This is a genomic window from Pseudomonas sp. 3MA1 (assembly GCF_029237275.1).
Taxonomy (GTDB): Bacteria; Pseudomonadota; Gammaproteobacteria; order Pseudomonadales; family Pseudomonadaceae; genus Aquipseudomonas; species Aquipseudomonas fluorescens_AP.
Genome location: NZ_JAACFX010000006.1, coordinates 356,982 through 383,012, shown reverse-complemented (window position 1 = coordinate 383,012; position 26,031 = coordinate 356,982). Strand labels below are relative to the sequence as shown.

Annotated in this window: 11 protein-coding genes; 6 read left to right on the top strand and 5 right to left on the bottom strand. The window is 61.8% G+C overall.

Annotation, left to right across the window (positions count from 1 at the left end; translation table 11 throughout):
* Both GWQ44_RS18915 and GWQ44_RS18910 read right to left on the bottom strand, forming a co-directional pair.
* On the bottom strand, positions 1-15,373 hold a 15,373-nt coding region (locus GWQ44_RS18915; RefSeq protein ID WP_275928034.1), incomplete at its 3' end, for a non-ribosomal peptide synthetase.
* A 460-nt stretch (positions 15,374-15,833) separates the two neighbouring features.
* Positions 15,834-17,531: a cyclic peptide export ABC transporter gene (locus GWQ44_RS18910; RefSeq protein ID WP_047305262.1), complete on the bottom strand. Its 1,698-nt coding sequence runs from the start codon at positions 17,529-17,531 to the stop codon at positions 15,834-15,836.
* A gap of 323 nt (positions 17,532-17,854) precedes the next feature.
* Between GWQ44_RS18910 and GWQ44_RS18905 the strand changes: the two genes are divergently transcribed.
* From GWQ44_RS18905 to GWQ44_RS18895, 3 genes are all read left to right on the top strand, one after another.
* The gene (locus GWQ44_RS18905) at positions 17,855-18,670 is read left to right on the top strand and encodes a helix-turn-helix transcriptional regulator (RefSeq protein WP_275928033.1); all 816 of its coding nucleotides are present in this window, start codon (positions 17,855-17,857) and stop codon (positions 18,668-18,670) included.
* A 62-nt stretch (positions 18,671-18,732) separates the two neighbouring features.
* Complete coding sequence (locus GWQ44_RS18900) at positions 18,733-20,172, top strand: efflux transporter outer membrane subunit (RefSeq protein WP_110725491.1); 1,440 nt, start codon at positions 18,733-18,735, stop codon at positions 20,170-20,172.
* Positions 20,169-20,363 (top strand): hypothetical protein, encoded by a 195-nt coding sequence (locus GWQ44_RS18895; RefSeq protein ID WP_103739399.1) that lies wholly within the window; start codon positions 20,169-20,171, stop codon positions 20,361-20,363. Before GWQ44_RS18900 ends, GWQ44_RS18895 begins: the two co-directional genes overlap by 4 nt.
* Before the next feature lie 344 nt (positions 20,364-20,707).
* Here GWQ44_RS18895 and GWQ44_RS18890 read toward each other — a convergent pair whose 3' ends face one another.
* Positions 20,708-21,604: a LysR family transcriptional regulator gene (locus GWQ44_RS18890; RefSeq protein WP_047305259.1), complete on the bottom strand. Its 897-nt coding sequence runs from the start codon at positions 21,602-21,604 to the stop codon at positions 20,708-20,710.
* Between the two features lie 127 nt (positions 21,605-21,731).
* On the opposite strand from GWQ44_RS18890, the gene GWQ44_RS18885 reads away from it, so the two are divergent.
* From GWQ44_RS18885 to GWQ44_RS18875, 3 genes are all read left to right on the top strand, one after another.
* The gene (locus GWQ44_RS18885) at positions 21,732-22,397 is read left to right on the top strand and encodes an RraA family protein (RefSeq protein WP_047305258.1); all 666 of its coding nucleotides are present in this window, start codon (positions 21,732-21,734) and stop codon (positions 22,395-22,397) included.
* 10 nt (positions 22,398-22,407) lie between these two features.
* A complete protein-coding gene (locus GWQ44_RS18880; protein WP_275928032.1) occupies positions 22,408-23,616 on the top strand; it encodes a pyridoxal phosphate-dependent aminotransferase in 1,209 nt (402 codons plus the stop codon).
* 93 nt (positions 23,617-23,709) lie between these two features.
* Positions 23,710-24,969, top strand: a complete 1,260-nt coding sequence (locus GWQ44_RS18875; protein WP_275928031.1) for a cation:dicarboxylase symporter family transporter — start codon at positions 23,710-23,712, stop codon at positions 24,967-24,969.
* Positions 24,970-25,268: 299 nt separating this feature from the next.
* Here GWQ44_RS18875 and GWQ44_RS18870 read toward each other — a convergent pair whose 3' ends face one another.
* Positions 25,269-25,568, bottom strand: coding sequence for an Imm15 family immunity protein (locus GWQ44_RS18870; RefSeq protein WP_275928030.1), 300 nt, complete (start codon positions 25,566-25,568; stop codon positions 25,269-25,271).
* Between the two features lie 50 nt (positions 25,569-25,618).
* Positions 25,619-26,017 (bottom strand): hypothetical protein, encoded by a 399-nt coding sequence (locus GWQ44_RS18865; RefSeq protein WP_275928029.1) that lies wholly within the window; start codon positions 26,015-26,017, stop codon positions 25,619-25,621.
* Between the last annotated feature and the right edge of the window lie 14 nt (positions 26,018-26,031).

Sequence of the window (26,031 nt, the reverse complement as noted above, 5' to 3'; positions counted from 1 at the left end):
CCGTAAGGTCGGCACGGTTCAAGTAACCCAGCGCCACGCCCTGCCCGCCGATGTACAGCTCGCCGGCAACACCCACCGGCACCGGTTGCTGACGGGCATCGAGCACGTAGGCGCGGCTGTTGCCGACCGGCTTGCCGATCGGGATGCTGCCCTCGTCCACGCGCTGAATTTCGTAGGTGGTCGAGAAAGTGGTGGCTTCGGTCGGGCCATAGCCGTTCAGCAAGTGCTGCGGTGCGCCGTCCTTGAGCACGCGCGCAATCACGCTCGGGTCCAGCACATCGCCGCCGACAATCAGATAACGCAGTTGCGGGAATACCGGCAGCAAACCTTCGGCGTACTGATGGAACAAACCGGCGGTCATCCACAACACGCTGATCGACTGCTCTTGCAGCAAGGCAGCGAAGGCCTCACGGGACAACAGCGTGTCCTGATCAACCACCACTACCGCGCCGCCGTTAAGCAACGGCGCCCATACGTCGAGGGTACTGGCATCAAATGCCGGGTTGGAGGCAAAGGCCACGCGGTCATGCTGGTTGAACTCGGCATAACCGTTGTTGATCACCAGCCGCGTAATCGCCCGGTGTGGCACCAGTACACCCTTCGGCGTGCCGGTGGAGCCGGAGGTGTACATGATGTAGGCCGCGGTTTCCGATGACTGTTCCAGGGCCGGGTTGTGTTCCGGCTGCTTGTCAAGATCAAGGGTATCCAGGTCAAGGCGTTGGCCCGCCACCTCGGTTGCGCTAGTGGTCAACACCCAGCGCGCGCCGCTGTCCTCAATCATGAAGGCTTGCCGATCTGCCGGAGCGTTCACATCCAGCGGCACATACACCGCCGCGCACTTGCTGATCGCCAACTGTGCCACCAGCAAATCCAGGGAGCGTTCCAGCAGAATTGCCATTCGGTCACCCGGCGCTGCGCCGAGGCTCAGCAAGTGGTGGGCCAGTTTGTTGGCCCGCGCGTTCAGTTGTGCGTAGCTCAGTGAAACCGCGCCCTGCACCGCCGCCACGGCGTGCGCACGCGCAACCACTTGCGCTTCAAACACGCCATGCACGGTCTGCGTCGATGGGAAATCCGTCGCGGTGGCATTGAATGCCAGCAACACCTGATCACGCTCTGCCGTCGGCAGGATGCTCAAACCGTCTAGCGGCGCATCCGGGGCCTGCTCCAGCGTCAGCACCAGTTGCTCCAGCGCGTTGTGCATGAACCGGCAAACACGCTGCGCGCCCACAGACGTCTGCGTCAGCACATTGAGGCTGAAAGCATCGCCCAACTCATCAACGTTCAATGCCAGCGGATAGTTGGTGCGCTCCTCGCCGCCGAGCACTTCGATACCGTGCCAGCCTTCCAGGCTTTCGCTGCCGGCTGGCTGGCTGTGCCGGTAGTTGAGCAGCGCACTGAACAACGGCGCGGGCGCCGCCACCCCGCTGCAACGCTGGGCCAGCGCCAGTGAGGCGTGTTCATGCCCCAGCAACGCGGTCAAGCGTGAGTGAGTGGCTCGCACACTGGCGCGCGCACCTTGCCCGGCAAGGTCGATACGCAGCGGCAAGGTGTTGATGAACATGCCCAGGGCACGCTCGCTGCCCGCGCCGCCTTGCATGCGGCCCATCAGCACGGTGCCGAAGACCACCGAGTCCTGGCCCGAGGCGGCCGCCAGCACTTGCGCCCACGCCAGATGGAACAGGCTCGCGGCGCTGACCCCCAGTTGCCGTGACTGCGCCCGCAGGCGCAGGGCCAATGCGGCGTCTACCGCCAGCGAGCGTTCTTCGATGCCGTCGGCGTCGCTCTGTACGTCTTGCAGGCCGAACGGCAAGGTCGGTGCGTCGATATCGGCAAGTTGTGCGCGGAAGAACTCTTCATGGGCCTGCTCGCTGACACCCAGTCGTGCCTGAGCCACATAGTTGCGATAGGGCACCGGCTCGCCGAGGGTTTGCCGGCTGCCCGAGAGGCTCGCCTGTACTTCGTGGCGCACCACGTCCATGGCCGTGTGGTCCAGGGCCAGGTGATGGAACAGCAAGATCGCTGCGATCCGCTGGTTCGCCGGGTCTTCGGCGTAAACCAGTTGCATCAGGGGCGCCTGGCTGACATCCAGACGCATGCGCCGGGCATCAAAGCGCTCGTGCAACTGGCTCAGCACATCGCCGTCGGCCACATTCAGGGCAATGGCCCGCACCGCCAGTCTGGCGCTGCGCCACACCACTTGCATCGGCGTGTCCAGACCTTCCCAGACGATGCTGGTGCGCAGGATATCGTGACGGTCCACCACCGCCTGCAACGCTTGGGCGAAGGCGTCCAGACGGCCTTTGTCGGCAAAGCTGAAACGCGCCTGCAACAGGTAGGGGTCGCCTTGCCCGGCACTCAGGTGGTGATAAAGGATGCCTTCCTGCAACGGCGCCAGCGCATAGATATCCTGCACGTTCGCCGTGCCCCCCGGCACGCTGGCGACAATACGGTTGATGCTCGCCTGATCCAGGTTCGCCAACGGCAAATGAGCGGGAGTGATCCGGGTGCAGTCAGCACTGATCAGGTTGGCCGGGACCTGTACTTCAGTGGCGCTGCCCAGCACCTTCGCCAGGCCCGCCAGTGTCGGTTGGCTGAACAGGCTGCGCACATCGGCTTGCAACCCGGCCTGGCGCATGCGCCCGATCAGGTTGACGGCCAGCAGGGAGTGCCCGCCCAGTTCAAAGAAGTTGTCATGGCGACCGATACGCTCGACCTTGAGCACCTCGGACCACAGCGCAGCCAGGGCGACTTCCACCTCGCCTTCGGGCGCCTGATACGCCTGGCTTGGCACGGCCGATTGATCCGGCTCGGGCAAGGCCTTGCGGTCGAGCTTGCCGTTGGCCGTCAACGGCAGGTTGTCGAGCCGCACATAGGCGGCCGGGACCATGGCTTCCGGCAACCGGGCTTGCAGCCAGTCGCGCAGGCTGTCGAGGTCGAGCGCCCGGTACTCGGTGAAGTACGCCACGAGGCGGCCATCCCGGGCCAGAACCACGCCTTCGCGCACATCCGGGTGCTCGCCCAGGCAGGTTTCGATCTCGCCCAGCTCGATGCGCACACCGCGAATTTTCACCTGGTCATCGTTGCGCCCCAGGTAGTCGAGCGTGCCGTCTTCCAGCCAGCGGGCCAGGTCACCGGTGCGATACAGGCGCGCCTGCGGATCGGCGCTGAAGGGGTCCTGGATAAAACGCTCGGCGGTCATCTGGGGTCGGTTGAGGTAACCGCGCGCCACCCCGGCACCGCCCACATAGAGTTCGCCGGCGACGCCCAGCGGCACCGGCTGGAGTTGTGCGTCGAGCACGTACACCTGAGTGTTGGCGATCGGCCGGCCGATATGCAGTGTCCGGCCCGCGTCTATCCGCCCGGAAGTCGCCACGACCGTGGCTTCGGTCGGCCCGTAGTTGTTGACCAGGGTAAAACCCTGCGGCGTGCTGAAGTGACGCAGACGATCACCGCCGATCAGCAGGGTTTTCAGGGTCGGGTGTTCAAGGTGCTGGCTGAACGCGTATTCAGCCACCGGCGTCGGCAGGAAACTGACGTCCAGCGGCTGCGCGGCCCACCATGAGAGCAATGCATCAATGTCCTCGTGGGCCTGCTGTGCCGGTGGCAGGTGCAGGGTGGCGCCCACGCACAGGGCCGGCCAGATTTCCCAGGCCATCGCATCAAAGCCGAAACCGGCGACGCTGGAGGTATGGCTGCCGGCGTGCAGGTCGAACGCGTCGCAGTGCCAGTTCACCAGGTTTTCCAGGGTGCGATGTTCAACCATCACGCCCTTGGGCAAACCGGTGGAGCCGGAGGTGTAGATCACATAAGCCAGGTTCCTCGGGGTCAAACCGGACACGCTCGGGTTGTCGATCGGTTGCTGGTGCCATTGCTCGCCGTCCAGCGCGATCACCGGCCGGTCGCTGTCGCCCAACAAGTCGCGGGTGCCCGACTGGGCCAGAACCACTTTCGGGGCACTGTCCTGCAACAGGTAACAGATGCGTTCCTGCGGGTGGGCCGGGTCGATAGGCACATAAGCCGCGCCGGCCTTGAGGATCGCCAGCAGACCCACCAGGGTTTCCAGGCTGCGACGGGCGCAGATTGCGACCCGATCGTCCGGGCTCACGCCGTGTTCGAGCAGGCCGTGCGCCAACTGGTTGGCACGTCGGTCGAGCTGACGGTACGTCAGTTGCTCATCGCCCTGGCGCACGGCAATGGCCTCGGGCTGCTGCACGGCGCGGGCTTCAAACAGCGCGTGAATGGTCTGGCCAAGCGGGTATTCCCTGGCGCTGGCGTTCAGCTCCAGCAGCACCCGCTGGCGCTCGCGGGCCGAGAGGATCGACAGCTGATTCACCGCCACCTGAGGCGTGTGTTCCAGCGCTGCCACCAGGTTCGCCAGGGCCGTGTGCATAAAGTCGCAAATGCGCTCGGCACCGATCTCGTCCACGGCCAGGGCAACCAGGCGGAAGTCATCACCCAGGTCGTCCACGCTGAGGGTCAGCGGGTAGTTGGTACGCTCCTGGGCGGCGAAGAACTCGATGCCCTGCCACGCCCGCTCATCCTGTTGCACCGCGGCAATGGCGCTGTGTCGGTAGTTGAGCAGTGCGCTGAACAGCGGCTGTGGCGCCGCCACCCCGCTGCAACGCTGGGCCAGTGCCAGTGGCGCATGTTCATGACGGAGCAGCGCGGTGAGACGGCCATGGGTCGCCTGCGCCGCAGCGCGCACGCCCGCGGAGCCGACGTCGACGCGCAGAGGCAAGGTATTGATAAACAGGCCCAGCGCCTGTTCAGCCCCCTCGCCCCCCTGCAGACGACCGAGCAACACCGTACCGAACACGGCGTTGTCGCTGCTGCACACCGCGCCCAGTACCCGTGCCCACGCCAGGTGGAACAGGCTGGCCGCACTCACCCCCAGTTGCCGGGCCTGGCGGCGCAGACGCTGGCTCAGCTCGGCATCAAGCGCCAAGGCCGACTCGCGCAGTTGGCTGCCATTACCCTGCACGTCGCGAACGCCGAACGGCAGCGTCGGCTCGCTGATATCGCCCAGCAGATCGCGGAAGAATGCCTCATGCTCCGCCTCGCTGACGCCCAGGCGGGCCTGGGCCACGTAGTTGCGATAAGGCTGTGCAGCGGCCAGCGGCGTGGCCTGCCCTTGCAGGTAGCCTTGCACTTCCTGGCGCAGCAGTTCCAGTGCCGTGTGGTCCATGATCATGTGGTGGAACATCAGCACCGCCAGCCAGCGCTCGTTCTGCGGGTCGGCAGCGCAAGCGATGCGGATCAGCGGCGCCTCACTGAGGTTGAGGCGGTGATGACGGGTGTCGAAACGCGCCCGCAACTGGTCCTCGATGGCCCCCTGCGCCGGGTCCAGCGTCAAGGTTTCCACCACCAATCGGGCTTCGCGCAGCACCACTTGCAGCGGCTCGGCGAAACCGTCCCAAAGCACCGCGGTGCGCAAGGCATCGTGGCGCTCGATCACCCGTTGCAAGCCCTGGCTGAAGGCCTCCAGGCGTTCGCGGCTGCTCAGGCCAATCATCGCCTGGAGCACGTAAGGATCACCCTCGGCAGACTGCAAGTGATGGAACAGGATGCCCGCCTGCAATGGGGCCAGCGGGTAAATATCTTGCACATTGGCCACGCCACCCGGCACCTGCTCGACGATGCGGTCAAGGGTCGGTTGGTCGAGCGCCACCAGCGGCACCAGGTCGGGGGTAATGCGTTGGCAATCGACGCCGATGCGGTTCGCCGGCACCACCACGTTGCTTCGCGCACTGCCCAAGGAGGCTGCGAGCGCAGCCAGCGTCGGCTGGCCGAACAAAGCCCGCACGTCGGTATTCAGGTCCTTCTGGCGCATGCGCCCGATCAGGCTGACGGCCAGCAGTGAATGGCCGCCCAGTTCAAAGAAGTTGTCGTGGCGCCCTACCCGCTCCACGTTCAGCAGCTCGGCCCAGAGCCGGGCCAAGGCGATTTCCGTGTCACCCTGCGGCGCTTCGTATTCACGGCTACGCAGCGCGGCCATGTCCGGGGCCGGCAGCGCCTTGCGGTCCAGCTTGCCGTTGGGGCTCAGCGGGAACGCCTCCAGGTGCACGAACACCTGCGGCACCATGAACTCCGGCAGTTGCTCCAGCAGATGGGCGCGCAGCTCGTCAGTGGCCGCCGGCACGCCGGTGTAGTACGCCACCAGGCGTTTGTCGCCCGGCACGTCCTCGCGGGCCAGCACCGTGGCCTCCAGGATCTGCGGGAATTCGCCCAGGCGCGCCTGGATTTCCCCCAGTTCGATCCGCAAGCCACGGATCTTGACTTGATCGTCGTTACGCCCCAGGTACTCGATGTTGCCGTCCGCCAGGAAACGCCCGACGTCACCGGTGCGGTACAGCCGGCCCTCGCTGAACGGGTCTTTGAGGAAGCGCTCGGCGGTCAGCTCCGGGCGGTTCAGGTAGCCACGGGCGACCTGCACGCCACCGATGTACAGCTCGCCGCTGACGCCCAGCGGTACCGGCTGCAAGTGCGCGTCGAGCACGTACATGCGGGTGTTGGCGATGGCCTTGCCGATCGGCGTGTTGTCCGGGGTCTGCGCACCGCTGCAGTCCCAGGCCGTGACGTCCACCGCCGCTTCGGTCGGGCCATACAGGTTGAACAGCTGGCTGCCCGGCAGTTGCTGCTTGAAGCGGCGCACCACGCTGCCCGGCAGCGCCTCGCCGCTGCACATCACCCGCACCAGCCCGGCCGCCTGGCTGACATCGCCATGGGCCAGGAACACGTCAAGCATCGACGGCACAAAGTGCAAGGTGGTGACCTGCTCGGCCTCGATGATGTCGCACAGGTATTGCGGGTCTTTGTGCCCGCCCGGGCGCGCCATGACCAGGCGCGCGCCGGTGAACAGCGGCCAGAAGAACTCCCACACCGACACGTCGAAACTGAACGGGGTTTTCTGCAGCACGCTGTCGTCGGCACCGAGGCCGTACTCCTCCTGCATCCACAGCAGGCGGTTGACCACCGCGCGGTGTTCGTTGATCACGCCCTTGGGCTGGCCGGTGGAACCGGAGGTGTAGATCACATAAGCCGAGTGCTGCGGGGTCAACGCGGCCACCGACGGGTTGCTTGACGGCAGGTGCTGCCAGCCGGCGTGATCGAGATCCACCACCGGCACCGCGATGTCACCCAGCAAGCCACGGGTGGCGGTTTGCACCAGCAGCACAGCCGGGGCGCTGTCTTCGAGCATGTAGGCCAGGCGCTCCTGCGGATAGGCCGGGTCCAGCGGCACATAGGCGCCGCCGGCCTTGAGGATCGCCAGCAGGCCAACCACCATCTCGGCGCTGCGCTCGACACAGATCGCCACCGGCGAATCCGGCTGCACGCCGTGCGCCCGCAGGTGATGGGCCAGGCGGTTGGCCTGGGCGTTCAACTCGCGGTAGCTCAGGCGCTGGCCGTCGGCCCACACCGCAACCGCGTCAGGGGTGCGTTCAACCTGGGCTTCGAACAGGCCGTGCAAGGTCTGTTGCAGCGGGTAATCGCGGGCGGTGGCGTTGAATGCCACCAGCAGGGTTTCGCGCTCGGCAGCCGGCAATACCGGCAGTTGCTGCACGGCGGTGTTGGGTGCGTGTTCCAGTGCTTCGACCAGGCTGTGCAAGGCGGTCTGCATGTAGGCCGCCACACGGGCAGCGTCCACGCCCGTGGCCTGTACGCCCAGCTGGAAGCCTTCGCCCTGGTCATCCACCGAGAGCATGCACGGGTAATTGGTGCGTTCACGCACTTCGAACACTTCGGTGCCGGCCCAGTACTGCGGTCCTTGGCTTTCCAGCAACGGGCTATGGCGATAATTGAGGATCGAACTGAACAGCGGCGACGTCGCCGGTACACCGCTGCAACGTTGCGCCACCACCAGCGGCGCGTGCTCGTGACCGAGCAAGGCACTCAGCCGCCCATGGGTGGCGCGCACCGCCTCACGCACACCGGCTACGCCGGCATCCACGCGCAGTGGCAAGGTATTGATGAACAGGCCCAGGGCGCGGTCGGCGCCATCGCCGCTCTGCATGCGGCCCAGCAGTACCGTGCCGAACACCACATCGTCCCGTCCGCTGACGCTGGCCAGCACGCGGGCCCAGGCGAGGTGGTGCAGGCTGGCGGCGCTGACGCCGAGGTGACGGGCCTGGGCCCGCAGGCGGCGGCACAGGTCCGGGTCCAGGTTCAGGCGTGCTTCCTTGACGCCCAGGCCATCGCCCTGCACTTCTTGCAAACCGAACGGCAACGTTGGCTCGTCAACATCGCCCAGCATCTCGCGGAAGAACCCTTCATGCTGCGCCTGGCTGACGCCCAGCAGGGCCTGGGCCACATAGTTGCGGTACGGCATGGCTGCGCCTAGCTGCGCAAAGTCGCCGTTGCGCCAAGCCTGAACTTCTTCGCTGATGACATCCAGGGCCGTGTGGTCCATGGCGATGTGATGAAACAACAACAGCGCCAGCCAGCGCTGATTGGCTTGATCATGGGCGAAGGCCAGATGCATCAGCGGTGCGCGGCTCAGGTCAAGACGCGTCAGGCGCGGGTCGAAATGCCCGCGCAACTGCTCCAGCACACTGCCTTGGGTGCTATCGAAATGCAGTTCCTCGACCGTCAGTTCGGCCTGGCGCAGCACCACTTGCACAGGGCGTTCCAGGCCCTCCCACAACAAGGCAGTGCGGGTGATGTCGTGACGTGCGACAACCGCTTGCAGGGCCTGGGCAAAGGTGTCGAGTTGCTCGCGACTGGCCAGGGTAAATGTGGCTTGCAGCAAGTACGGGTCGCCCTGCTCGGCGGTGATGTGGTGGTAGAGAATGCCCTGCTGCAAGGGCGCCAGCGGGTAGATGTCTTGCACGTTGCGCGCGCCACCGGGCACCCGCGCGACAATTCGGTCGAGCTCGTCCTGGCTCAGATCGATCAGCGTCAGCATGTCGGCGCGCAGCTGGGTGCAGTCCGCCGGAATGCGGTTGGCCGGCACCTGGATTTCACTGCCGCCGCCCACTGCCGCCGCCAGCGCTGCCAGGGTCGGCTGGCCGAACAGCACGCGCACGTCGGCGCTCATGCCCAACTGGCGCATGCGTTCGATCAGCTTGACCGCCAGCAAGGAGTGACCACCGAGTTCGAAGAAGTTGTCATGGCGGCCCACCCGGGCGACGCCCAGCACCTGGGCCCAGAGATCGGCCAGGGCCGTTTCAGTGGCGCCCTGAGGGGGCGCGTATTCACGGCTGGCAAACGCCTCGGCCTGCGGCGCCGGCAACGCGCGACGGTCCAGCTTGCCGTTGGGCGATAGCGGCAACCGCTCCATCTGCACATAGGCGGCCGGGATCATATAGTCGGGCAGCAGTGCCTGCAGGTGCGCACGCAGCTCATCAATGCCCGGCAATGCGCGTTCGGCCTCGGCGGTAAAGTAGGCAACCAGGCGCTTGTCGCCCGGGCTGTCCTCACGCACCAGCACCGCGGCATCGCGAATGCCGGCGTACTGGGCCAGGCGCGCTTCAATTTCGCCCAGCTCCACGCGGAAGCCGCGGATCTTGATCTGGCCATCGTTGCGGCCCAGGTAATCAATCTCGCCCTTGGGCTGGTAGCGTCCCAGGTCACCGGTTTTGTACAGGCGGCCGCCTGCCTCGAATGGGTCGGCCAGGAAGCGCTCGGCCGTGAGGTCATCACGGTGCAAATAGCCGCGCGCCACGCAGGCGCCGCCGATGTAGATTTCGCCGGCCACGCCCAGGGGTACAGGCTGCAGCTGTTCATCCAACAGGTAAATGCGGGTGTTGGCCACCGGCACACCAATGGACGGCAGCACTGGCCATGAGGCGGCATCGCCGTCCAAGGTCAGGGCCGTGGTCACGTGGGATTCGGTCGGACCATAGTGGTTGTGCAGACGGCAACCCGGCAGGTGCTGGAACAACGCACGCATCTGCGCGCTGATGCGCAGCTGCTCACCCGCGGTGATGACATCGCTCAGTGCACATGCCAGGGCGCCCAGTTCCGGCTCATCGGCCACCGCTTCTGCCAGCGCCTGCAAGGCGATGCACGGCAGGTACAAGCGCTGGATGCGCTGTTCGCAGATATGACGGAACAACTGGCGGAAGTTAAGCCGCACATCACCATGGATCAGCGACAGTTCACCCCCGGCACACAGGGTGCTGAAGACTTCCTGGAACGCCACGTCAAAACCCAGTGCCGCAAACTGCAACGTGCGCTGAGCCTCGCGGCCATCGGCCACGGTCTGCGCGATCTGCCACTGCATGAGGTTGACCAGCGGCCCATGGGGCATGGCCACGCCCTTGGGCTGACCGGTGGAGCCGGAGGTGTAGATCACGTACGCCAGGGCCTCAGCCTGCAGGCCATGCACCTGCGGGTTGTGCGCAGGTTGTGCGGCGATGCCGGCCGGGTGGTCCAGACACAAGGTCGGCACACCCGCCGCGCCGAAACGCTGCAGCAACGATTGCTGGGTCAGGAGCGCCTTGGGCGCGCTGTCGTGGAGCATGTAGGCCAGGCGTTCGTCCGGATAGGCCGGATCCAGCGGTACGTAGCCCGCGCCCGCCTTGAGAATCGCCAGCAACCCGGCGACCATTTCCAGGCTGCGGTCGGCGCAGATCGCCACACGATCATTCACGCCGATGCCATCAGCCACCAGGCGATGGGCAATGCGGTTGGCCAGGGTATTCAATTGGCCGTAGCTCAAGGCTTGCCCTGCGTAGGTCACCGCAGTGGCGTCAGGCTGGCGCAGCACCTGGGCCTCGAACAATGCATGCACGGTGGCCGTGGCCGGATACTGGACATCGAAGGCGTTGAAATCGCCCAGCAGGTGCTGCCGTTCGGCATCGGGCAACAACGCCAGGCTTTGCAGGGTTTGCTCCGGCTGGTGCTCAAGCGCGTCGGCAATGGCTTCCAGCACGCGGTGCATGTAACCGCACACGCGCTGCGGGTCGACACCCGCCACCGCCTGCACGCTCAGGCCAAAGGCGTCGCCGAGGTCGTCCACCGACAGCATCAGCGGGAAGTTGGTGCGTTCTTCACCGCCGAGCATTTCCACGCCCGCCCACCTCAGGGCTTTGCCCGCGTCTTCGGCCGACTGCGCGCCGACTGCCCCGTGCCGGTAGTTGAGCAAGGCGCTGAACAACGGTGTAGGCGCGGCCACACCGCTGCAACGCTGGGCCAGGGACAAGGGCGCGTGTTCGTGGCCGAGCAAGGCGGCCAGCCGCGCGTGGGTGGTTTTCAGCGCCTCTTCCACGCCCTGAGCGCCCGCCTCGACGCGCAACGGCAAGGTGTTGATGAACATGCCAAAGGCACGGTCGGCGTCTTCGCCACTGCTCAAGCGGCCCATCAGTACCGTGCCGAACACCACGTCGCGGCGCCCGGACAAGTGCCCCACCACCTGGCCCCAGGCCAAATGATGCAGGCTGGCGTTGCTGACCCCCAGGCGCCGTGCCTGGGCGCGCAAGCGCTGGCCCAGTTGCGCGGCCACCGGCAAGTTGGCCTGCTGGATACCCTGACCATCGCCCTGGACGTCCTGAAGCCCGAACGGCAGGCTCGGTTCATCGACATCGCCGAGCATCTCGCGGAAAAAAGCTTCATGGGCGGCCTGGCTGATGCCCAGCCGGGTCTGCGCCACATAATTACGGTAAGGCACCGAAGGCGCCAACTGGTCGGCACGCCCCTGCAGGCAGGCTTCGATTTCCGCGCCGAGCAGCGCCAGCGAGGTGGCATCGTCGATCAGGTGGTGGAACTGCAGCACCGCCACACAGCCCTCGGCGCCCGGTTCCTGGGCGAAATGCAACGCCATCATTGGCGCGCGGGTCAGGTCCATGCGGGTGTGACGCGGGTTGAAGCGTTGCATGAGCTGTGTGGCCAGATCTTCGGCCGAAGGCGCCAGCTGCACCTCCTGCACCGGCAGGCGGGCTTCACGCCAGACCACTTGCACCGGCTCGTCCAGGCCTTGCCAGGCGACTGACGTGCGCAGTATGTCGTGACGGGCGATCACCTGTTGCAGGGCTTCGACGAAATCCACCAGGCGTTCGCGGCTCTCCATGCGCAGCAGCGCTTGCAGCAGATAGGGGTCGCCCTCGGTGCTGGTCTGATGGTGGAACAGAATGCCTTCCTGCAACGGCACCAGTGCGTAGATATCCTGCACGTTGGCCACACCGCCGGGGATGCTGGCGACCAGGCTGTCGATTTGAGCCTGGGGCAGCCGGACCAGCGGCAGCATGTCCGGGGTGATGCGTTGGCAATCGCTGGCAATGGCATTGGCGGGCAGCTGCAGCTGATGCCGGTTGCCGGCGGCGGCCGCCAGTGCGACCAGGGTCGGCTGACCGAACAGCACGCCCACATCGGCGTTAAGGCCGACCTGGCGCATGCGCTCGATCAACTTCACCGCCAGCAGCGAGTGGCCGCCCAGCTCGAAGAACTGGTCATGACGACCAACCTGCTCGACGCCGAGCAACTCGCTCCAAAGCCCCGCCAGGGTGGTTTCCAGCGCCCCCTGCGGCGCCTGATATTCACGCCGTGCAAACGCTTCGGCATCCGGCGCCGGCAACGCCTTGCGATCCAGCTTGCCGTTGGTGGTCAGCGGCAAGCTGTCCAGCGTTACGAAGGCGTTGGGCACCATGTAATCGGCCAGGGACACCAACAACTGCGTGCGCAACGCGGCGGCTGAAGGCTGGGCACCCTCGGCGGCAATCAGATAGGCCACCAGGCGTTTATCTCCCGGCTCGTCTTCACGTACCACCACCACCGCTTCACGCACGCCGTCGCAGGCCGCGAGACGGGCTTCGATTTCACCCAGCTCAATACGGAAACCGCGGATCTTGACCTGGTCGTCGTTACGCCCCAAGTAGTCGATGCTGCCGTCCGCCTGCCACCGCCCCAGGTCGCCGGTGCGGTACATGCGCGCACCGGGCGTGGGGTCGAAGGGATCGTGCACAAAGCGCTCGGCGTTGAGTTCAGGGCGGTTCAGGTAGCCACGGGCCACGCCCGCGCCGCCCACGTACAGCTCACCTTCGACACCGTGTGGCACCGGCCGGCCCTGGGCGTCGAGGACGTACAGGCGCAAGTCCGGAATACGCCCGCCGATCGGGCTGGTACCGACCAATTGCGCATCCGCCGCTGTCAATGCGCGGTAGGTCACGTGCACGGTGGTTTCAGTAATGCCGTACATGTTCACCAGTTGCGTGCCGCTGTTGGCCATGCGCGCATACCAGGGCTTGAGAATCGCCGGTTCCAGGGCCTCGCCACCAAAAATGACCTGGCGCAGAGAGTGCTTCAACGCACTCTGGCCTTGAGCGGCGATCAACGAGCGAAAGGCGCTCGGCGTCTGGTTGAGGATGGTGACGCCCGCGCTGCACAGCAGCGCGTAGCATTCGTCCGGCGAGCGGCTGGTGACTTGCGGCACCACCAGCAGTTGGCCGCCGTGAATCAGCGCACCCCAGATTTCCCACACGGAGAAATCGAAGGCGAACGAGTGGAACAAGGCCCACACGTCCTCGGGGTTGAAACCGAACCAGGCATCGGTGGCGGTGAAGAGCCGCGTGACGTTGGCGTGTTCGATCATCACGCCTTTGGGCAGACCGGTGGAGCCCGAGGTGTAAATCACATAGGCCAGGCTGGTCGCGGTAAGGCCTTCTACGTGCGGATCCTGTATCGATTCCTGGTGCAGGCTCGGCGCGTCCAGATCAACCACCGGCACCGCCAGTTCGGCCACCAGCGCCTGGGTCGCCGCCTGCACCAGCACCGCTGCCGGCGCGCTGTCCTGCAAGGTGTAGCTGATGCGCTCCTGGGGATACGCCGGGTCGATCGGTACATAACCGGCGCCGGCCTTGAGGATGCCCAGCAGCCCGACGATCATTTCCAGGCCGCGCTCGACGCAGATCGCCACCCGGTCATCCGGGCGCACGCCCAGGCTTAGCAGACGGTGCGCCACCCGGTTCGCGCGCTGGTTCAATTCGGCGTAGCTCAAGCGCTGCTCGTGGAACACCACGGCGGTGGCATCGGGTCGTGAGGCAGCCTGGGCTTCAAACAACCCATGCAGGGTGGCATCGCTGGCCGGCGTGCTGGAGCCGGCGTTCCAGTGTTGCAACAGCGCGCGATCGCGCTCGGTGGTCAGCGAGAAGTCATTCACCGCCAGCGCGGCATTGTCCAGTGCTTGCTCCAGCACGTAGGTGAAGCGCTCCGCCAGGCATTGGATTTCCTCGGCATTGAAATACGCTTCGTTGTAGACGTAATGGGCCCATGCCTTGTCTTTCAGGTTGCTTGCACGCAGGTGAAAAGCCAGGGGCATCTGCTCGTGGCTGTTGGTGACCTTGACCGAGTCGCCCAGCCCTTGCGCGAACTGGTACAGATGATCGTCCTGTTCGTAGGACAAGGTCACATCGAACAGCTGCCCGCCTTCATTGCGCAGGTTCAAGCCACTCAAGGGGAAACGCTGATGCCGGTAATCCTGCTTGAGCCCGTCGCGCACCGCACAGATCACTTCGCTAAAAGTCAGCTCGCGACCGAGGCTGAAGCGCACCGCGCTGACCTGGGTAAACATGCCAACGGTGCCTTTGAACTTGCCCGTGCGGTTGAGCAAGGGCAGGCCCACCACCCATTCATCGCGCTGCGTCACGCGGGTGAAATAGACATACATGGCAGCCAGCAGCACATGGTAGGTCGAGGCCTGCAGGTCTTTGGCCAGCTCCCCCATGCGCTCATGCAAAGCCACCGGGAACGGCCGTGCGTAATGCCGGCCCGGGGCCTTGCCCTTGGCGAATTGGTTGTGATGACGCGCGGTGAACAACGGCTCCGGCAGGCTCTGGTATTTCGCCTGCCAGTAGTCGCGGTCCTTGGCATACCGCGCCGACTCACGGTAGCGCAGGTCGTCGTGGATGAAGTCCAGGTAAGACGTGGCGTCCATATCCGGTTGCCGCGCTTGGAGCAGGTCACTGTACAGCGCGCCAAGCGATTGCAGCATCTCACCGAAAGCCCAGCCATCGAGGATGATGTGGTGGGCCTGGTTGATCGACCAGTAATGGGTGTCGGCCAGTTTGATCAGGAAAAACCGGCACAGCGGCGCCTCGGTCATGGGGAATGAGCGCGCCATGTGCTCTTCAACGAAGGCCATGGCCGTGCTGACCGGATCGGCCTGCGTGGAGAAATCCAGAAATGGCACCTCGACCTTGATCGCCGGTACGAACGCCTGCAACGGGACACCGTCGGCGTCCGTCTCCTCAACCAGGGTGAGGCGCAGGGCATCGTGCTTGTCCACCATCAATTGCACGGCACGCTGCATCACTTCGGGGACGATCGGCCCCTGGATCTCCAGGTAGTTGCCGATGTTGTACAGCGGCGAATCGCCCTGGCTGATCTGGTCGAGCCAGATGGCTTTTTGCGCGGCGGTCAGCGGGAAGGTTTGAGGCTTCATACGATCTCCTGCGCAACAGCGGCAAAAACGACGTTGGAAAGGAGTTTTTTCGCGACAAGGTCGCCCATGGCCACTGCAGAAAAACGGTTCATAAAAGCCTTCTCAGAATTTTGTCAGTGCCACCTGGGTCACAGCGCAGCAGCGAGGGAAGTTGAGGCGAAAAAATACTGTTGAAAATGACAACTCAAAACATCATCAGGGGGACTGAGCAGCAACGCCTTGCGCGGCCGAAACAGCCACCCACAGCACGACCTAATGAGCGCATTGGCAAATTTAAGCATTCGCGTTTTTGGCTGTATGTCACCCGAAACCCGGACAATTGTCGGGCATCGAAATATTTTGCAAAATCGCCGCTATTTAATTGATAAATATGGCTTTTTTGATGCAAAAAAAGCACGAGACCGATCGCCTTGAAGGCTACCGGTGTCGTGCAAAAAGACGGCTTGCGCCAACGCTTGAATCAGGCGCGGCGATCCTGGGCGACGAGGCTTACATCGGAGACGATGTGGCCATCCAACAGCTTGATCACACGATCGGCCAACTGGAAGTATTGATCATCATGGGTGATGATCAGAATGGTCTTGCCGCGGCGTTTGAGTTCCGGCAGCAACTCTTCATAGAAGAAGCGCTTGAAGGGTGGATCCTGGTCTGCCGCCCACTCGTCAAGCACATACACCGGGCGGTCTTCCATGTAGGCACACACCAGGGCCAGGCGTTTTTGTTGGCCGTAGGACAGCTCTTTGGTCGTGGAATAACCCAACCCTTCGATCTTGATCTTGTCGGCCAAGCCCAGGGCGCCGAGGTACTTTTGCGCCAGGTCCGGGTTGACCTCTTCGCCTTCCGGACCAATCAACCGGTTGAACAGATGAAAGTCGCTGAACACTGCGGAAAACAGATCGCGGTAATCGCTGCGGTTGTCATCAGTGACGGCAACGCCATCCAGCAGAATCTGCCCGGACTGAGGCACGTACAACCCGCACAATGCCTTGACCAGGGTACTTTTGCCGCAGCCATTGCCACCAATGATGTAGATCAGCTCACCGCTGTTGATGGTCAGGTCAACCGGCCCGAGGGCAAAGCCGCTCTCGGCGTCGGCACCGCGGTAGTTCATCACCACGCCTTTGAGGGTGATTTCCCGCCAGTGCTTTTTGTGCTCAAGGCGCAGGACATTGCTGGTTTCCGGCTCGCCTTGCTCGGCATGGTGCTCATTGATCAGGAAGCCGAAATCGGCCAGGCGGGTGATCGCAATCCGGCCCTGCGCTACCACCGGCATGGTGCTGATCAACAGGCCCAGCGGCCCGAGGATGTACATCACGGTCAGGACGCTGGCGGTCAGCACCTGGCTGTCGGTGACGGCCAGCAGCGGCAAGGCAAACACCAGGCTGCCAATCAGCAAGGACTGAGTGACCAGCCCCATGTTTTCCGCACCGAGGTACCACAGGTGCTCGATGAAGTTGAAACGCGCTACCCGCGTCGACGATTCCTTGATCGCCGAACGGCCAAACCAGCGCCGACGGATGCCGTTGAGCTTGAGCTCCTTGAGGCCAAAGACCAGACCGTGGGTATGCTCGTTGAAGGCGGTGAACTCATCACGCACACGACCAGTGAACTTCACCCCGCCAAGGAACAGAAACACATACAACATGGCGCCCAGCACCAATAGCGCCAGCGTCAACGCAAACACCGTCCATGACAGGTAGGCCAGGTAGGCCAGGCCGAACATGAATACCGTGGCTTCCACCAGCATCACCGGCATCACCAACAAGGTGGCGTTGAGTTGCGGAATGTCAGTGGTCAACAGTGTCAGCACATTGGGTGGGCCGCGCCGATCGACTTCTTCAAGGGGCGACGAGAGGATTTTCTGGCACAGCGCGATGCGCAGGCGCGTCATCAGCTTCATGTTGGCGTAAGCGGGAAACAAGGTCGCGCCGTTACGAAACGCCAGCGCCACCACGCTCAAGCCAATAAACCAATACAGCAGGTGCAAGCGCGAGCCCTGCTCGTAAATAGCCTGGTTGACCACGTTGACCACCGCGATCGCCGCCACACCACTGACGATGCCGGTGACCAGGGAAAAGAACGCCAGCCAGGGATGATTTTGCCAAAGCAGGCGCAAGACCGAGCCCGGCTTGGGCGGCTTCTCATGCTTTTTGTTCATGGACCAACTCCTCAAATACACGCAAGACCGCGCATGGCCCGCCAGACAAGGCCGCTGCTACCGGCCCTGTTGCCGGCGCCGCCAAGTGTACGGATTGGCACAAATTCGGCTGTCCCCGAAAGCCTGTACAAAACGCGGACCGAGACAAATACACACCACCGAGGCGGATGGCCCCTGCGAATGTCCCCTCTTTCCATTGCAGACCGGCGCAGCATCAATGGGCCTAATACGGTCCCGAGCCGGACCCCTCAGGAGTAAAAGGTGGCTGCTCTGATCGCTCACCCACCGCTTAAAAGAACAGCGCCATCAAGGATGATTGGACTATGGAAATGACGAGCAGCATGCAAATTGCGGACAGCCCGCACTTCTATTTCGTACTCGGCGAATTGGTTTCCAGTACCGACCAGGATCACTTCGCACTCAATATGCTCAAGCTGATCGCCAAGCTCCTGCCGGTCACGGCGTTGACACTCAGCGAGTGGACCCTGGACAAGTCAAACAATAGCCTGATCGATATCAAGCCTCTGGGCACGGCCGGCAACCCCGCCGACATCCCCGTCCAACAAGCGAACAGCGCCACTGCCAACCCTCCCCTGCTCAAGGAAGTGCAAGAGATGGAGGACTCGTTGCTGATCCGCCTGAATACGCGAGCCAAAGGGGCAGCGGGCAAGGTGTCACGCGTTGCGGCGCACGAATGCACCCTGGTATCGCGCGATGGCAGCCGGCGCTGCGTGGTGACGCTGTATCGGTCCCATACGCAGAAGGATTTTTCCTTGAGTGAATTGTCGCTGCTGAAAAACCTCTCCGAAGCCTTGCTGCCATTGATTGAAAGCTATGCCCAGTTCAGCCGCCAAAGTGCGTTGCGCAAAATGGGCAGCTGGATGGCGACCCCGCTCAGCGACACCGAACCGTCGCACATTCATCGTGAGTTTCAAAAACGTCTGTCGCTGTGCGATGTCACGCTCTCAACCCGCGAACAGGAAGTTTGCCTCGGCTTGCTCAACGGCGGAACCGTGCCGGAAATAGCCGAGAAATTACGTCTCAAGAACAGCTCTATCGAAACCTATCTCAAGCGTGCGACAGCAAAGCTTGGGGTCAGCGGCCGACACGGATTGACCAAGTGGACGGTCGGCACCTAACGACATTCAAGAAACGGGTTACTGCGCTGCAACCCGTTTTTCCCTTTGCATGAGGCTGGCCAATGAACAAGTTTGCTTTCTCTGCGGTGGCGGTTGCAGTGGCACTGAGCGGGTGCTCACTGATCCCTGACTACCAGCAACCGGCAGCTCCGGTGACCACGCAATACCCGCAAGGCCCAGCCTATGCTGCCGCTGCAGGTAGCGTCAGCGAAGACGTTGCCCGCCAGGGCTGGCGCACGTTGTTCCATGACCCCGCCTTGCGGCAGTTGATCCAGACCGCTCTCACCGAGAACCGCGACCTGCGTGTGGCGGCGCTGAATGTCGAGGCGTACCGCGCGCAGTACCAGATCCAGCGCGCCGACCTGTTCCCCGCGGTCTCGGCGACGGCAGGCGGCACCCGCCAGCGGGTGCCGGCGAGCATTACCAAGACCGGTAAGGCGGCGATCACTTCGACGTACTCCGCGAACCTGGGCATCAGTGCCTATGAGCTGGATTTCTTTGGCCGCATCCGCAGCCTCAGCGAGCAGGCGATGCAGGCGTACCTGGCCACCGAGCAAGCGCAGCGCAGTGCCGAACTGAGCCTGGTCGCCAGCGTGGCCAATGCGTACCTGACCTGGCGTGCCGACCAGGAATTACTCGCGCTGACACGCCAGACCCTCGCCTCTTATGAGGAAAGCCTGCGTCTGACGACCCGCAGCCTGCAGGTGGGTACCGCGTCATCGCTGGATGCCGCCCAGGCGCAAACCAGTGTCGAAAACGCCCGCGCCAACCTTGCGCGCTATGAGCGACTGGTGGCCCAGGACCGCAATAGCCTGACGTTGCTGGTTGGCACCGCACTGCCAGAATCCCTGCCGAGCCTGCCGCTGTCGAGCAACCTGATCGCCCAGGTGCCCGCCGGCCTGCCGTCGGACCTGCTGCAACGCCGCCCCGACATTCTGCAAGCCGAATACCAGCTCAAATCCGCCAATGCCAACATTGGTGCGGCCCGCGCAGCGTTCTTTCCCAGTGTCAGCCTGACCGCCAACGCCGGCGCGTCCAGTTCGCAACTGTCGAGCCTGTTCAAGGGCGGCTCCGGCAGCTGGACATTCCAGCCGCAGATCAACCTGCCGATCTTCAACGCCGGCAGCCTGCGCGCCAGCCTCGACTACGCCAAGCTGCAAAAAGACATTGGCGTGGCCCAGTACGAGAAAGCCATCCAGACCGCCTTCCAGGAAGTGTCCAACGGCCTGGCGGCACGCCAGACTTACAACGACCAACTGAACGCCCAACGCGATCTGGTGCAGGCCGACCAGACCTATTACAACCTCGCTCAACGCCGCTATCGCCAGGGCGTGGACAGCAACCTGGTGTTCCTCGACGCACAACGCTCGTTGTTTTCGTCACAGCAGGGGCTGATTACCGACCGATTGGCGCAGCTGATCGCCGAAGTCAACCTGTACACCGCCCTCGGCGGCGCATGGGGGGAACCGACCCGACTGGCCGCTGCCGAGACGCGGCCATGAGCACCTTCGAGCCCGGGCAATATGTGCGCCTGCGCTCGGGGGGCAAAAGGATGCTGGTCAAATCGACACTGGGGGCGGCGCCATTTCCCCACTCCGCACTGGTGCTGTGTGAGCACGAAGAGAAAAAACGCAGGGTGCAGGGGTTTTACATCGCCACCAACCTGAAGCTGGCGAGCGCTCCTCAAAAGTAATGATTGTAAAGGGCTCTGGCCGACGGGCAGCAGAAGGCATTAGGTGGCCCGTTATCGACCGAGAGTGAACGATCCAACAGCCAATCTGTAGTAGCCCTGGTTGATCGAAATCGGCTAGTCACAATCATGGATACCGCTTTTGCTGCAACTGGCTATGTTGGGTCTGATGAGCACAGGTTATTCGAACCTATTGCAACGTTGAGCGAGATGAAACTGACAGAGCCGATAGCGATGCCCTCCTCGCCTTTAGTGTTGGCGGAACTGGCCGCCAGCACCCGTGCCGCCGCAGACGCGTTCATTGCCGCCGGTACCGCGGCCAACACCGTGCGCAGCTACCAGAATGCTCACAGCAATAGTTGTGAAAAATCACAGCACTCCACTGCCAACTGCGCCACATTCTGATTCAGGCCAAATTGGCGGTCGATACGATGAAGCGCCGCATAGCGAATTCTCGGCAATCCTGGCTTTGTGACCAATGCGCGCAACGCTCCGCGCTCGATCAGATGAGAAAGACAGGCTTTGGGCAGATAACTTACGCCCACTCCGGACAATGTCAGACCAACCTGCACCAGCAAGTTGTGACTGGTGAGGGTCTTGGGCATTTGCACGTCATGAGCTGCCAGCCATCGTTCATAGACCAGGCCTGTGCCTGACTGGGAACCCTGGGTCAGCACTGTGAACCCGGCCAGGACTTCAAGGCTCACAGGATCTGGATCAGCTATCAGGCTTGGAGCACACATCCAGGCGTTCTCGACGCTTTGAAGTGGCGTACTGACGAACCGGGCATCGTTGAACACGTCCGGCACGATGACCAGGTCGAGTTGGTCGTTTTCCAGTTTTCGAAACAACTCACTGCTCAGCTCCACCGATGGCTCGATCTGCACTTTTGGATAAGCCTGGCGCAACGCATCGACGAGCGCGGGTAACCAGGTTAATGCCGTAAGTTCCGTGACACCCAATCGAAAGCGTCTTACCAGTACCTCCCGGGCGCTGACCCGTTCAAGCAGATAATCGCGGCGCTCGAGCAAATCCTTGGCGTAATCCAGCAGTTCACCGCCCTTTTCGGTCAATCTCGCGTTGCGCTTACTGCGGTCGAAAATCTCCACATCGAAGGTTTCTTCCAGTTCCTGGATGCGCTTGGAAATAGCCGATTGCGACATGTTCAGCTTGTTCGCTGCCGCTTCGAAGCTTCCCAGTTCGGCAATCCAGTACAACGCGTCAATCTGCTTGAAGGTGATCATCGACTTTTTTACATGAAAAAAAGCGATGCTACTCCATAATAAAATATCGCTAAAACTGTTTGTTTATCGCTCCTAAGATCGAACCACAGCCCAAATCGGCTGCCAGTCCAATCTCAGGAGATCAGCCATGTCCTTGCCCGGTTCACGCATTTTCCCCAATCCGCCGCTGGCCGCTGCCGAAGTGCTCGAGGCTTTTGCCCACGTCGTCACGCCGCACATCAGTGACAACCTCGGCCGACACATCGGCGCCCGCGGCCTGACCCGCTATAACAGCAGCGGCAAACTGGTGGGCACCGCCCTCACCGTCAAAACCCGTCCCGGCGACAACCTGCTGATCTACAAAGCCATGAGCATGTTGCAACCAGGTCACGTACTGGTGGTGGATGCCCAAGGCGATGTCAACAACGCGGTGATTGGCGAGCTGGTGAAGCTTTACGCCCAGCAACGAGGTTGTGTCGGCTTCGTTATCGACGGCGCGATTCGTGATGTTGCCAGCTTTGCCGATACCCCTTGCTACGCTCGAAGCGTCGTGCACTGCGGCCCTTACAAAACCGGGCCCGGAGAGATCAACGTAGCAGTTTCAATCGGCGGCATGCTGGTTCAGCCAGGTGATCTGCTGGTCGGCGACGAGGACGGTCTTGTGGCGTTCTCCCAGGCTGATGCTGCCGAGATACTTCGCCGCGCCGCGCAACACGCAGCCCATGAAGAAGAGGTAAAAGCCGAAATCGCCACCGGTGCTGTTCGCCAAAGCTGGATGGACAAGGTCTTGCAACAGGCCGGTCTGGCCGATTGAGGAGAACATCATGAGCACTGCTTTTTTGTCTGATCGGGTGTTGGGCATCGAGCCTTCGCCGAGTATTGCCGCCAACGCTTTAGTGACCGAGTTGCGCGCCCAGGGCCGGGACATCGTCAACTTCACCATGGGCGAGCCGGACTTCGATACCCCCGAGCATATTCTTCGTGCCGCCAGCGCCGCGATGCACAGCGGTGACACGCATTACACCGCGACCAATGGAACACTGGCTTTGCGCCAGGCAATTTGCCTCAAGCTTGAGCGCGACAATGGATTGCACTATGCCGTTGACGAAGTGATTGCCGGTTGCGGTGGCAAGCACATCATCTATCACGCCCTGGCTGCGACCCTGAACCTTGGCGATGAAGTCATAGTGCACACGCCCTACTGGGTTTCATACCCGGATATCGCCCGACTGAACGACGCCACGCCGGTGATCATTCCTGGTGACGAAAGCAACGGCTTCAAGCTGTCGCCCGAAGCATTGGAGCAGGCGATCACACCACGCAGCAAATGGGTCATTTTAAATACCCCAAACAACCCGAGTGGCGCGGTCTACAACGAAACCGAATTGCTGGCTCTGGCGGCGGTGCTGCGCAGGCACCCTCACCTTCTGATCATGGCCGACGAAATTTACGAACAATTTGTCTACGGCGACGCCGTGCATGTGTCGCTGACCAGACTCGCTCCGGATCTCAAGCCGCGCACGCTGATTGTCAATGGCGCGTCCAAGGGCTACGCCATGACCGGTTGGAGAATCGGCTTCGGCGCAGGCCCCGCCTGGCTGATCGCGGCCATCGGAAAATTGCTGTCTCAGACCACGACATGCCCCAGTTCGGTGAGCCAGGCTGCAGCCGTGGCAGCGTTTGCCGGAGACCAGGCACCCATTGCCGAAATGCGCGAGGTGTACCAACAACGCCGAGACCAGATGCTGGCGTTGCTAGGCCCCATTGACGGGTTGAGCTTCACCCCGCCGGACGGCGCCTTTTATGTGTTTGCCAACGTCAGCGGACTCATAGGTAAAACCGCTGAAAGTGGAGAGCGCATAGACAGTGATTCGCAGTTGGTCTCCTACCTGCTCAAGGAGCACGGACTGGCCACGGTCAGCGGTGCGGCGTATGGCATGTCGCCGTACATACGCCTGTCATTCGCCAGCTCCCTGGATGTCATCGAAGAAGGTTGCCGTCGACTCAAAGACGCGTGCCAACGATTGCGCTGACGGCTCATCGCAACACCCGACAGCCAGCGGACGGCTGCTCACTGACTGCCTAGAACAACACTCATAATCATTGTCATCAAATGAGGCATCCCCATGCACAAGCCCCGTATCGCGCTGGTATGGCAAATCATGATTGGCCTGCTGGCCGGCATCGCCATCGGCGCCCTGTTGCACCGCTTTCCCGAGTCCCGTCCGTGGCTGGTCGACAACCTCCTGCAACCGGCGGGCGACATTTTCATCAAGCTAATGAAAATGATCGTCGTCCCCATCGTGTTTTCTTGCATGGTGGTCGGTATCGCCGGTCACGGTGACGGCAAATCCCTGGGCCGTATCGGGATCAAATCACTGAGCTATTTCTTCAGCATTACGACGCTGGCAATCATCGTCGGTCTTGTGATTGGCAACCTTCTCAAGCCTGGGGCCGGCACCGATCTGGCAAGCCTCAAAGCCGCCGCCATCACTCTGCCAACCAGTAACGCAGCCGGTCATGGGCTTGGGCAGATCATCGTCGGAATCATCCCCGACAATGTGATCAATGCCATGGCACAGGGCAGCCTGCTCTCAGTGCTGTTTTTTGCCGTGATGTTTGGCCTCGGCGTTTCCAAACTGAGCAACGAACGCAAGGAACCGGTCATTGCGCTACTGCGTGGCGTGTCGGAAGCCATGTTCAAGGTCACATCGATGATCATGGCCTACTCGCCCATCGGCGTATTCGGAATGATCTCCGTGACCGTGGCCAACTTTGGTTTTAGCTCACTCCTGCCCTTGGCCAAGCTGATCATGGTGAGCTACGTGGCGATTGCCTTCTTCGTCCTCGTCGTACTGAACCTGGTAGCACGATTCTGTGGGATTAATCTGTTCGCGCTGATGCGTCATATCAAGGATGAATTGATTCTCGCCTTTTCGAGCGCCAGTTCGGCGGCGGTAATGCCGCAACTCATGAAGAAGCTTGAAACCTATGGTGTGCCACCCTCTCTGGTCAGCTTCGTAGTGCCAGTGGGCTACTCGTTCAACCTCGACGGCGCTTCGCTGTTCCTCGGCATTGGCACTTTGTTCGTCGCACAGCTTTACGGCATCGATCTGAGCTTCGGCGACCAAGCTCTGCTTGTGGTCACCATGGTGCTGACTTCAAAAGGGGCGGCAGGCGTCCCTGGGTTCATGTTCGTTATTTTGTCAGCCACGCTCGCCAGTGCGGGACTGCCACTTGAGGGTATTGCATTCATCGCCGGGGTTTACCGACTCATGGAGATGCCGACAACCGCCCTGAATGTGTTGGGCAACGCATTGGCTCCATTGGTCATCGCAAAATGGGAGGGGCGCGCTGCGCATTGTCTGAAGGCAACGCCGGCCTGAGCGTAAAAGCCCTGCCTAGGCACTGGCAACATTAAGTGCCTAGTGCTTCACCATCGAATCGGATTAGCTGACGAACCCTGTACCCTCAAAAAGTCCTGGGTACAGCAAAGACCCTGACAATTTCCTCAGCACAAGCGGCGTCATAAAACCTACTCTCATAAAAATCAAAAGCAGTTTCTGCCCCACAACTAGAAAAACGTTTCTTTACTTCCTTCATTTCCTTAGACGCAAGCCCCCTATCATTTTTTCGTACTTCTTCCAAAAAACCGACTGAGGCTGGTTTTGTGTAAATAAATATATTAGGTATGAGAACGCCTTGCTCTTCCAACCCTGCAAAATCTGTAAAACTTACAGCAAAAAAAAATATCCTTATCTCTTGAAACCTCCAAGAGCCTTAAAGTATTTAAAACAAACAAGGCGAGCCCAGTCAGGAAATCAGAAACTCCGTTGCGGCTCATCTCATTCATCAAGTGCTTTAAGCGGCTATATCTTGATACAAGCGGAATCTCTTCAAAGCTTTCATAATCCTCAAAGAATACGCGCATATCATCATACGGTTCTTTACTGATTACCTTGTTGTAGAGGTCTGTCAGCTTCATTTCCAGGGAGTACTCCATTACTTGGCTATCACTACTTTCACGAGGACCGCCTAACCTTCAAGCTCATAAACCTCAATGTCACGACCCATAACATATAGGTCCCCATCCCGGCGTATTTCATCAATCGATGCTGGATCAGCATCCAAAGGGTAATTCCCATCAATATCGACACACCAATACTCGTCAATTTTCAACAACCGAACCCCCGAGCAAATTGAATTGAATTGATGCCCACTGACTTTTGCACTCAGCTCTTCAACACCGCGGACAACCACTTTAACCCTCTTCCAAACATTTCCATCAAGCCGATGATCTCTGGCATGAAATAAAAGCTGTGCCGCGAGTCGTTCGCCTGGTGCATAACTAAACTCAAACGACAATAACAACCCATCTTCAAAACGATGAAAGGCTTGCAATACCTCACTTATTTTTGCTGCAGTTTCTGACATATTCATTTGCCTTT

Coding starts and splice junctions, on each gene's coding strand:
- GWQ44_RS18910 (WP_047305262.1), bottom strand. CDS start 17,531: ATGAACAAAAAGCATGAGAAGCCGCCCAAGCCGGGCTCGGTCTTGCGC.
- GWQ44_RS18905 (WP_275928033.1), top strand. CDS start 17,855: ATGGAAATGACGAGCAGCATGCAAATTGCGGACAGCCCGCACTTCTAT.
- GWQ44_RS18900 (WP_110725491.1), top strand. CDS start 18,733: ATGAACAAGTTTGCTTTCTCTGCGGTGGCGGTTGCAGTGGCACTGAGC.
- GWQ44_RS18895 (WP_103739399.1), top strand. CDS start 20,169: ATGAGCACCTTCGAGCCCGGGCAATATGTGCGCCTGCGCTCGGGGGGC.
- GWQ44_RS18890 (WP_047305259.1), bottom strand. CDS start 21,604: ATGATCACCTTCAAGCAGATTGACGCGTTGTACTGGATTGCCGAACTG.
- GWQ44_RS18885 (WP_047305258.1), top strand. CDS start 21,732: ATGTCCTTGCCCGGTTCACGCATTTTCCCCAATCCGCCGCTGGCCGCT.
- GWQ44_RS18880 (WP_275928032.1), top strand. CDS start 22,408: ATGAGCACTGCTTTTTTGTCTGATCGGGTGTTGGGCATCGAGCCTTCG.
- GWQ44_RS18875 (WP_275928031.1), top strand. CDS start 23,710: ATGCACAAGCCCCGTATCGCGCTGGTATGGCAAATCATGATTGGCCTG.
- GWQ44_RS18870 (WP_275928030.1), bottom strand. CDS start 25,568: ATGAAGCTGACAGACCTCTACAACAAGGTAATCAGTAAAGAACCGTAT.
- GWQ44_RS18865 (WP_275928029.1), bottom strand. CDS start 26,017: ATGTCAGAAACTGCAGCAAAAATAAGTGAGGTATTGCAAGCCTTTCAT.